The sequence below is a fragment of the Streptomyces sp. ICN903 genome, from assembly GCF_022015835.1.
In the GTDB taxonomy this organism is placed as follows: domain Bacteria; phylum Actinomycetota; class Actinomycetes; order Streptomycetales; family Streptomycetaceae; genus Streptomyces; species Streptomyces fenghuangensis.
In genome coordinates this window covers 20,138-29,931 of the sequence record NZ_JAKMAY010000031.1, presented here as the reverse complement: position 1 = coordinate 29,931, position 9,794 = coordinate 20,138, and the positions used below count along the sequence as shown (strand labels likewise).

Genomic DNA, 9,794 nt, shown 5'->3' with positions numbered 1-9,794 from the left:
GACAGGTAGTCACGGGGCGAGGGGATGGGGCGGGTGGACGGGTTCCTGATGCGTGGTGATGCATCAGTGTGTAGAGTCTGGGAAAACACACCACCCTCGAGAAGCGAGGAACCAGCCCGTGTACGACGAGTGGGAGGGACCGAAAATCCGCGCACGCGCAGCGGTCCGGCGCAGAACGACGGGCATGACCGTGGAGCAGATCGAGAAGGCCACGGACGAGGCGCGTATCCGTGAGCGGATTCGCTCGAAGGTCTGCGAGAGTGACGAGGATGCCCGCGCTATCGGTATCGCGGTGGCCGAGCACACCGAATGGCGCCGCATCGGATACGTGATGGAGGAAGAGGGGCTGGAGGTCTACGACCCCGAGCGTGATCCCACGGCGGTGCGGTGGGCGCGCGAGGAAGCCGAGCGGGAGTTCCAGGAACGGGCCGCCCTCCTTGAGCAGGCCCGAGGGGAGGAAGCCGAGCGGGAGCGCCGGCAACAGGCCCGGCAGGACCGTGTCAACGAGCTGAGGCTGGACATCCCGCTGGACGCAGAGACCTCCCGGCGACTGCGGGCCTATGCCGCCGCCCAGGGCATCACCCCGCAGCGCCTGGTCGGCCTGCTCGCCGAGCGCGCCCGCACCACCAGTGAGGGGTTGATCGAGGTGGCGCCGTTCGCCGCGAGTGCTGCCGAGAGGTGACCTGACAGGAATTCAATCCTGTTATTTCGCAGAATTCATTCGCGTCATACTCCAGACACGGAAAAGAGCAGACCGTATCAGGGGAAAAGGAAAAGGATGGGAGGGGGTTTCGTGGCGGGTATTAGGCTTCGGCCGCATCAGGTGGAGGCGGTGGACGCGGTTGTCCGGGCGCTGGAATACCGTGCAGGAAGCGAGGTGCCGGCGGAGGGGTTGCGGGCCACGGCGGTGGCGGCCACCGGGGCGGGCAAGACCCTGATCGCCGCCGAGGCCGCGCGTCGCCTGGAGCCGCGGGGGCGGGTGCTGGTCATGGTGCCCACCCTGGACCTGCTGACCCAGACCGTTCAGGCGTGGCGGACAGCCGGCCACACCGGCCCGGCGGTCGCGGTGTGCTCCCTGGAGGGGGACGAGGCGCTGGAGGCGTTGGGGGTGCGGTGCACCACCAACGCGATCCGGCTCGCCTTGTGGGCCGGGACCGGGCCGGCGGTCGTGTTCGCCACCTACGCCTCTCTCGCGCCCCGCCAGGAGCCCAGTCCGGAGGATCCGGGCGGGGCGATGGTTCAGGTGCCCGGGCCGCTGGAGGCGGCGTTCCAGGGGGTCTACGGGCAGCGTTTGGAGCCGTTCGGGCTGGCGGTGGTCGACGAAGCCCACCGCACCAGTGGGGGTCTGGCCAAGCCCTGGGCCGCGATCCACGACCAAGCACGGATCCCGGCTGCGCGGCGGCTGTACCTGACCGCCACACCCCGCATCTGGGAACCAGCCACCGTTGGGCGGCCGGGCGAGGCAGAGACCACAGAGGGCAGGAACGGGGCCCAGGAGGCCGCAGAGGACCGGGGCGGGACTCAGGAGACCGCAACCCCGAGAGGCACAGGAAAGGCGGCAGAGGGCGCCTCGGAGGCCGTTGCGGCTCTCCCCGGGCGGCTGGTGGCGAGCATGGACGACGAACGCCTCTACGGGCCACACGTCTTCACGTTCTCCCTCACCGAAGCCATCGACCGGGGTGTCCTGGCGCGGTTCGAGATCGACGTCCTCGAGATCCGCCCCCCGGATCTCGGTGCGGGTGGGAGCGAGGAGGAGCGGCGGGGCCGGCGCCTCGCCGCCCTGCAGGCCGCGCTGGTCAAGCACGCCGCTGAGACGGGCGTGCGGTCGCTGATCAGCTTCCACCACCGCACGGTGGAAGCGATGTCTTTCGCGCGGGCTCTGCCACAGACCGCGGCGCGGCTGCACCAGGAGGACCCGGCGACCTACCCGCGGCGGGTATGGGCGGACTGGCTGTGCGGAGAGCACGATCCCGCCCATCGGCGGGCGGTACTGGGCCGGTTCGCCGACGGCGTCGACGACTACGGCTGGAAGACCGAACTGGCGGTACTGGCGAACGTCCGCGTCTTGGGCGAAGGCGTGGACATCACCGGCAGGCGTGGTGTCGACGGTGTCCTCTTCGCCGACATGCGCGGCTCGGCCGTCGACATCGTCCAGGCCGTCGGCCGGGCGCTACGCCAGAAACCCGGCCAGGGGAAGGTGGCCCGGCTGGTCGTGCCGGTGTTCCTGACCCCGGGCGAGGCGCCCGACGACATGCTCACCTCCGCCTCCTACAAACCACTGGTGGCCGTACTGCAAGGGCTGCGCAGCCACTCCGAGGCGGTCGTGGAGCAGCTCGCGGTCGCCACCGCACCCAGCCGCGGCCGGCCCGCCTCCGTGACCGATCCCGACCCCGCACGCGGCGGCGGTGGTGGCGAGGGTGGGGATGAGGGAGCACTGGAGAAGGTGCCGCTGCTGCGGTTCTCCACTCCCCGCGACCCGCACCTGGTCGCCCAATTCGTGCGCACCCGCGTCATCCGGCCCGAATCCCAGGTCTGGCTCGCAGGACTCAACGCCCTGCGCACCTGGCGCCAGCAACAGAACGGGGACAGGGACGGGGACGAGCACCAGGAGCACGGCGGCGAGCACGAGGGCCAGGAACAGGAGCAGGAGCAGGGCGGTGGTGCGGGGCGCGCGGCCAGGCCGGTAGCGGTACCGCTGGACGCCCGCGTCGGCACCTTCCCCCTCGGGACATGGATCAGCGAACAACGCCGCGCCTACCGGGCCGGAACGCTGGCCAAGTGGCGGGTGGAGTTGCTGGAGGAAGCCGGCATGGTGTGGTCGGTACCCGACGCCACCTTCGAGGAGAACCTCGCCGCCGCCCGGGCCTACCACGCCGTCCACGGCACACTGTGCGCACCCCGAACCGCCGTCGCACACGGCCGGCCCATCGGCCAGTGGCTCACCAACTGCCGCCGCCCCGGCGGGCTCGGCAAAAACCCGGCACGGGCAGCGCAGCGGGCCGCCCGGCTGGCCCAGATCGACCCCGACTGGAACCCCGCGGAAAACGGCTGGACCGTCGACTGGCAGCGGCAGTACGCAGCCGTGCGGGCCTGCATCGACGGCGGCGCCACCCTGGAGGAGATCCGGCCCGGCGTCACCGTCGGCGGAGAGGACATCGGACTCTGGCTCGCTAGGCAGCGCACCCAGTGGAAGCGATTGGCCGACGGACAACGCGAACGCCTGAAAGCCCTCGGCATCCAGCCCACCGCGACGGCGCCGGGCGGCCAGGCCGACCCCGGGATCGATAGAGCGGTGGTGGTACCCGCAGGCGCGAGCGCCTGGGACCGCGGCCTCGCCGCGCTGCGCCAGTACCAGGCACGGGAGGGACACGTGAAAGTGCCCCGCAAATGGATCGAAACCATCCACGACCAAGCCGGGCAGGAGCACCCGATCCGGCTCGGGGTATGGATTAACAACCAACGCCAGAGGCGGAACCGGCTGTCGGACGAGCGAGTGAAAGCACTCGAAGAACTCGGGGTGTAGGGATCTCTGTCAGCCGGTACAGGGGCCGGGGCTCTCGCCGTCGGTCGCTGGACCGTGTACGGTCCACCTGCCGGGAAGGGGGATCCATGGGGCGGATGCGAGTGCTGCTGCTGGACGCGGCTCCCGGGGCATTACTCGACCGTGAGCTGGAGCGTCTGCTCGGGCACGGTCTGGCCGTCACGCTGAACCTCCGGCGGGTGACCGACCCGGCGGGCGTGCGGGCGGCGTGGGCGGGCCGGGTGGCCTTCGCCGACTTCGACGCCTTCGACGAGCCGGCGCTTGTCGCCGAGACCGTCCGCGGCGGGCTCGGTTACCACGCACTCAAGTCCCGGGCCGGCGTCCCGCTGCGCGCCGTGTTCCTGGCGGCGGCGACCGGCCCGGCGTTGGCCAACCGGCTGAGGGTGATCGGGCGGGCCGGGGCGGGCACCGACCACGTGGACCTGGCCGCCGCCGCCCGCCACGGCGTGGCGGTCACCCACACCCCGGGCTCCAACGCGAACGCGGTCGCGGAGTTCGCCCTGGCCCAGTTGCTCGCCCTGACCCGGAACCTGGCGGCACACAACGAGGCCGCGCACGACGGCCGCTGGAGCACTCCGGCCGCTCCCGCGGTCGAGCTGTCGGAACTGACTCTGGGCATCGCCGGACTGGGGCGGATCGGATCGGCCCTGGCGGTCCGGGCAGCCGCCCTGGGCATGGCCGTCCAGGGCTTCTCCCGCCGCCCGGCACCGGCGGAGCCGGCGGTACGCCAGGTCGCGTCCCTTGAGGGCCTTCTGGCCACCAGTGACGTGGTGTCGGTGCATCTTCCGCTCACCGAACAACCCCGCTCGATGATCGGCCGGGCGGAGTTGGCGCTGATGCGGCCCGGAGCGATCCTGCTGAACACCGCCCGGGGCGGGATCGTCGACGAACAAGCGCTGGCCGACGCGCTGCGCGACCCCGCCCACCCCCTGGCAGCCGCCGCCGTCGACACCTTCGCCCACGAACACGCCGCCTTCGCCTCCCCCCTGTCCGGCGTGCCGGGCGCCCTGCTCACCCCGCACATCGCCGGAATGACCCGGCGCGCCATGGCCGAGGCGGCCCTGCGCTGCGCCGACCACATCGCAGCCCTCCTCACCGACCACCCACACGGCATCCCCCTCGCAACACCATGACGCCCGCACCGACAAGCGACCATGGTGAGCGACCGGGCAGGCTCCCCACCGAACCCGCCACCACGCTGGAGAAGACCAGACCGCGGGAGGGCGGGAAGAGAGGCAGGCACAGAAGGCGTAAGTCCGACCGGCAGGCAGCACAGAACCGGGCAGAGCGGTCCCTGCCCCGCCCGTCTGTCCCTGTCCCCTGCCGGGCGGAGTTGCCGCGCTGGGGTGGGGCGGGTGGCATGGTGGTTGCGGGACAGGACACCGATGCCACCTCGCGAGGCATTTCAGGAGTAGTCCCGAAGGGCCTGCGTGGTGGGTCGCCAGATGCGCGCACGGGTTTTTGCAGGACCGGTCACGGTGACGCTGTTGCCGAACGGCAGGAGCAGGCGGACGTCCTCCGCGCCCCGGCCGGTGACCGTGATACCCGCCCGGTGCGCTCCCGCAGCGTTCGGTGACCCCACTCAGCATTCCCGGGCGGGAGCGCGCACTCGGAGGCGCTGGAGACGACGGTGCCGATCCCGGCAGACACACAGGCGGTGTGCCGGTCACAGGCGCCGAACACTGCGGCGCTGCCGACCGCGAGGAGTACGTGCTCCGCCGGACCTATTCGTCGTCGGTGGGGAGCATGAACCGGGTCCGCTCCCAACGGATATGCGGTGGTACGGCGGGGACCTCTCCCGTCCGTGCGCCTCCCAAGCGGGCGAAGAACCCCTCAGCGGGCGGGTGGGCGATCACCCCCACCCCGGCGTACCCGGCCGCCCTGGCTCGGGCGAGGGCATGCCGTATCAGACGGGTGCCGATGCCGCGCCCCTGGAGGGCGTCGGCGACGAACAGCCACTGCAACTCCACCACTTGGGGAAAGCCGAAAGCGTAGGCGTAGAAGCCCACGACCTGCCCGGTGGAGTCAACGGCCGCGAAAACCTGGCGACGGACGATGTAATCGGCGGTGATCCGGTAGCCGGCCAGCGCCGTGACGTACATGCCCCGCCGGTAGGCACGCGAGGCATGCATCAGGCCGGTGAGAGCGTCCGCGTCCTGTCCGGCTGCACGCCGGATCTCGATGGCCTCCATCTGCCACAGCGTAGGGCCCACGCAGCACGAGCGGCCACGCAGAACCGCAGACGACGCCTCTCTTCCAACAGTCGCCGACGTCCCGGCGATCCGCGGCCGGCACCGCCAGGGGCAGCAACGATCCCGGCATCGACCACTGCTCATCGGAAAGGCCCCACACCCCATGCCCCATGCCGTGATCGTCACAGCATGAGGCGTGGAACGAGAGTCCGGTCTGAAGCACGGCCCGGGCTGAGGCGATGTGCCCGCCCGGCGCGGCGACAGAGCACGATCTCCCTCGCCCTGATCGTTGAAGCACACAAGGACCGGTAGGCCGCAGGAACCGAACAGGCAATGTCCTCACAGTGAGGACCGGCACGCCGACTGGCTGCACCGATGGGAACGGCCCATCCCCCGCCTGCTCTCACAAGAGCTGGACGCTGGCGCCGACGAGGACACGCGTGAGGCCGCCGTCCGGCGGCGACTGGCCGCCCTTGGTGGCCCGGTCCTAGCGCCGCGGGCAGGGGCGCCGCCCCGCGAACCCGGTGGGCGGATCTTGCCGCGATCCTGTCGGCGGAGGTCCTCGACCACGTTCTGGAGGCCGGGATGCGCAGCGCCGTGAAGGAGCAGGGCAGCACGCTCCGTCACTACATCGTCTGGCGGAACAAGCATGCCCAGGACGAGCTCCTACGCGAGGTCGCGAATGCGGCGAACGTCGCTTGAAGCGGCAGAGGCTGTATCCCGACGGAACAACGCGGTCCACAGAGACGTCACACCGAAGAGTGCTGACTCGGGCGGCTCTTCCCGCATGCGGCGCAGTTCGACTTCCACCAGGTCGGAGAAGATCCAGCGCAGCGATTCGGGCGTGTAAGCAAGACCGCCCTGCAAATCGCGTTCACGGTAGAGGTCCGCGTCGGCGAGTTGCGACCCCATTCCCCCCTCGCCGGCGGCGAAGCTGGTGAGGGCGAGATGGCCGCCGGGGGCCAGGACCCGGTCGAGGAGGGCCAGGTAGCTGACGCGCCGGTGCGGCGGCAGGTGGTGGAAGCATCCTGAGTCGACGACCAGGTCGTACGGGCCGCCCAACCTGGTAGCAGGGAGAGCGAAAGCGTCACCACAGAGGAAGCGGACACCGGCTCCAGCCTCGCGAGCCCGGTCCTCGCCCCACGCGACGGCCACCGGGGAGAGGTCGACCGCATTCACCTCGAAGCCGCGCGAGGCGAGGAACAAGGCATTGCGGCCCGCCCCGCAGCCCAGGTCCAGAGCCCGACCGGGAGCGATCAGGCCCTGGTCGAAGTAGGCGGCCAGGTTCTCGTCCGGCTTCGCCACGAAGAACGGGACCGGCCTTGACCGGTCGGCATAGAAGCGATCCCAGAAGTTCTTGCCGTCACCGGTCGCCAAACGGTCAGTCCCGGATTCAGATGCGAACAGCCCGTCCAAGAGCGCGAGAACGTCCTCGACGGTGCGTACGGTCCGGTCCACCCGGCCCCCCTTTCAACCGAGTGCGATCATAGGAGCGAGGGGAACAAAAGACCAGGTCAGGCATTGTTTCGTGACGCATGGAGTGGGCTGCTGCGGACTCCTGAGGGGACCGGGAGGCAACTCGGCCCCAGGACCCGATCCCACGTCCGTCCAAGCGCCCCTACGGGGCCGGGAAAGGCCCATCCCTGGCCATGCCCGGTGGACTTTTTCGACGAGCTTCTAGCGGCGCCACAGGGCGAACGTTGTCTGATGCGGCGCTGGCGAGCTCGTGCACGCTAGGCGGTGAGACGTCGAGCTGCTGATCGCCGATCATGACCGTGTGGTGTGGAACGTGCCTCGTGCAGCGATCATCGGCGACCGGAGGATCACGGGCCTGCCGACCGATGTCTACGCCAGGCCGGACGCCCCGGCCGTCACCCAGATCACCGGCGACCGGGCGTCCTCGAGTCTGTCGTGCCCGGCGGTCGTGGTGGACATGCTCGACTCGCTGCTGCTGGAACCCGGCCGACGAGTGCTGGAGCTGGGGACGGGCACCGGCTGGAACGCCGCCCTGCTCGCCCACCGCGCCGGCCCGGACCAGGTCACCTCCGTCGAGGTCGACCCGCAACTGGCGGCCGCAGCCCGCGAGCGGCTGACCGCGGCCGGCGCCAAGGTGGCCGTCCGGGACGGGGACGGCACGGCCGGGTGGCCGCAGGGCGGCCCGTATGACCGGGTGATCGCCACCTACGCCGTCGAGGAGGTCCCCTGGGCGTGGGTGGAACAGACCCGGCCCGGCGGGCGGATCGTCACCCCCTGGGGCCGCCTGGGCCATGTCGCCCTCACCGTCGCCGACGGTGGGCGCTCCGCGTCGGGGTGGGTGCAGGGACTGGCCCAGTTCATGCCCGCCCGCGGCACCGACCCAGGCGCACCGTTCCACCACGTCCGCGACCAGCACCCCCTGGAGGCGGAGGGGCTCTTTCCCCGCGCCCTGGGGCCGCTGACCGGGCCGGAGGGCGGGCATCTGCTGTTCGCCCTGCGGGTGCTGCTGCCCGACATCCACGTCCACGTCACCGCTGAGGCCGAGCAGGCGGGGCCGGTGGTGTGGCTGCACGACGGCCACGCCTCCTGGGCCACCCTCACCCCCCACGCAGGAACCGATGCCCGTCCAGGGGCGGAGGCGGGTGCGGGCGTAGTGGCCCGTCAGGGCGGGCCCCGGCGCCTGGCCGACGAAGTACTGCGCGCCTGGACAGTGTGGGAGGAACGCGGGGCGCCGGGGCTGTACGACTTCGGCCTCACCCGCACCCAGCACGAGCAGTGGATCTGGAGCGGCGACCCGGACGGGCCCCGCTGGCAGCCACTGGAGACCGCAGCGGTGCACTGACCTCCGCGGCGGCTTCTGTGGGCGTCTTGGCCGTGCGCCACCGGAGACAGGAAGGCGTCAGCCGGGCGTGCCGGACGGGTCGTCCGCCTGGTCCTCGATGAAGGCCACGGCCTCGCGGCCCACCCCGAGCGCGCCGAGGAGGAGGTCCAGGGCCGTCTCGACGTCGCGCTGTGAGCGGTTCAGCCACACGAACAGGCGGTCCTCGTCGTGCGCGAACCGGCTGAGGGCGAACTCCGTGCCCTGGATGCGGAACAGGGCCACGTCCACCTCGCCCAGCTCCTCCCAGGTGCGTTCCACTTCCAGACGCAGCCGGGCCGCGATCGTCTCCAGCGGCGGCGTCAGCCCGGCGACGATCCGGTAGAAGCTCGCCGCGTACTGCCACGGACTCACCTGGAAGGCGGGGTTCTTGCCCACGTAGTAGCCCAGGGCCGGCGCGGGCTGCCAGTCGGGCTCCGGCCCCAGCACCTCGACGGTGCAGGGTGTGGCCACGGGCGCCTCTCCCCCACCGGGCCCCGAGGGAGCGGTGTCCTGGTGCGGGGCCTGCTGGGCGGCGTGCCACTGGTCGGCCAGTCGCTGCCTCCAGCCCGCCGGGGGCGGCCAGGGCACACCCCAGGTGGCGAGTTGATCACGGGTCCAGCCGCCCGCCGGAGTACGCGCGGCCTCGACCTCATCCGGAGAAGGAATCATCACCCGCCCCATAATGGGCCAAAGTTGAGGCCCCAGACCACCGGCTTCAGTCGCGATAACCGCCCACGCCTACCTTCAGGCCATCAGCCAGCAGGTGAAAGCGACCACCGGCCAGACGGCCGATCCGGTCGCCGTCGTAGCCGGGGGCCGGTGCACGGCCCTCGAGACCGCCGCAGCGGTCGAGTCCTGGCTTCGGCAGGCCACCCATGGGCCTGGCCGTCCGATGGGCTTGCGGGCGGTGCGCCACCAGCAGCCCGTCGTGCGCATCCCGCGGGAGGCGGGGGCGTGTCGCCCACTGGAGCGCTGGCCGGGGCCGTCTTCTTCGCGTCTGGCCGGTGGGATGTCGATGCCGGGCGGGTCACGGCGGCCGGAGCAGCGGGGTCGCAGGAGGTGTACCGGGGGCGAGTGGCGGGGACAACCGGTACGCCGACGACGGTGCGGACGCCGAGACCGAGATCGCCGGGACCGGCATGTACGGGCCGGGGTGGCCGCTGCGTCGTTCGCGGGCGCGGGGCCGGGAGTGTTGCGCCGCCGGCCGGGGTTCGGAGGCGGGTGG

At 71.5% G+C, this 9,794-nt stretch carries 7 protein-coding genes and 1 pseudogene; 5 read left to right on the top strand and 3 right to left on the bottom strand.

Annotated features, from left to right (window positions below; translation table 11 throughout):
* The first annotated feature begins 118 nt into the window (after positions 1-118).
* The 3 genes from L7D48_RS05580 (at position 119) to L7D48_RS05570 (ending at position 4,674) form a co-directional block, all read left to right on the top strand.
* A complete protein-coding gene (locus L7D48_RS05580; protein WP_237877757.1) occupies positions 119-682 on the top strand; it encodes a hypothetical protein in 564 nt (187 codons plus the stop codon).
* Positions 683-778: 96 nt separating this feature from the next.
* Positions 779-3,523 (top strand): DEAD/DEAH box helicase, encoded by a 2,745-nt coding sequence (locus L7D48_RS05575; RefSeq protein ID WP_237877756.1) that lies wholly within the window; start codon positions 779-781, stop codon positions 3,521-3,523.
* An 86-nt stretch (positions 3,524-3,609) separates the two neighbouring features.
* Complete coding sequence (locus L7D48_RS05570; RefSeq protein ID WP_237877755.1) at positions 3,610-4,674, top strand: NAD(P)-dependent oxidoreductase; 1,065 nt, start codon at positions 3,610-3,612, stop codon at positions 4,672-4,674.
* A 591-nt stretch (positions 4,675-5,265) separates the two neighbouring features.
* On the opposite strand, the gene L7D48_RS05565 is transcribed toward L7D48_RS05570, so the two are convergent.
* The gene (locus L7D48_RS05565) at positions 5,266-5,733 is read right to left on the bottom strand and encodes a GNAT family N-acetyltransferase (RefSeq protein ID WP_237877754.1); all 468 of its coding nucleotides are present in this window, start codon (positions 5,731-5,733) and stop codon (positions 5,266-5,268) included.
* Between the two features lie 600 nt (positions 5,734-6,333).
* Here L7D48_RS05565 and L7D48_RS29405 point away from each other — a divergent pair.
* A pseudogene (locus tag L7D48_RS29405) lies at positions 6,334-6,435 on the top strand (transposase); the annotation flags it as partial.
* On the opposite strand, the gene L7D48_RS05560 reads toward L7D48_RS29405, so the two are convergent.
* Positions 6,400-7,191, bottom strand: coding sequence for a class I SAM-dependent methyltransferase (locus tag L7D48_RS05560; protein WP_237877753.1), 792 nt, complete (start codon positions 7,189-7,191; stop codon positions 6,400-6,402). The pseudogene L7D48_RS29405 and the gene L7D48_RS05560 overlap by 36 nt on opposite strands.
* A 331-nt stretch (positions 7,192-7,522) precedes the next feature.
* Here L7D48_RS05560 and L7D48_RS05555 point away from each other — a divergent pair, with 331 nt between their 5' ends.
* A complete protein-coding gene (locus L7D48_RS05555) occupies positions 7,523-8,551 on the top strand; it encodes a methyltransferase domain-containing protein (RefSeq protein ID WP_237877752.1) in 1,029 nt (342 codons plus the stop codon).
* 57 nt (positions 8,552-8,608) lie between these two features.
* Here the strand turns inward: L7D48_RS05555 and L7D48_RS05550 are convergent, their stop codons facing one another.
* Positions 8,609-9,238 (bottom strand): hypothetical protein, encoded by a 630-nt coding sequence (locus L7D48_RS05550; RefSeq protein ID WP_237877751.1) that lies wholly within the window; start codon positions 9,236-9,238, stop codon positions 8,609-8,611.
* Between the last annotated feature and the right edge of the window lie 556 nt (positions 9,239-9,794).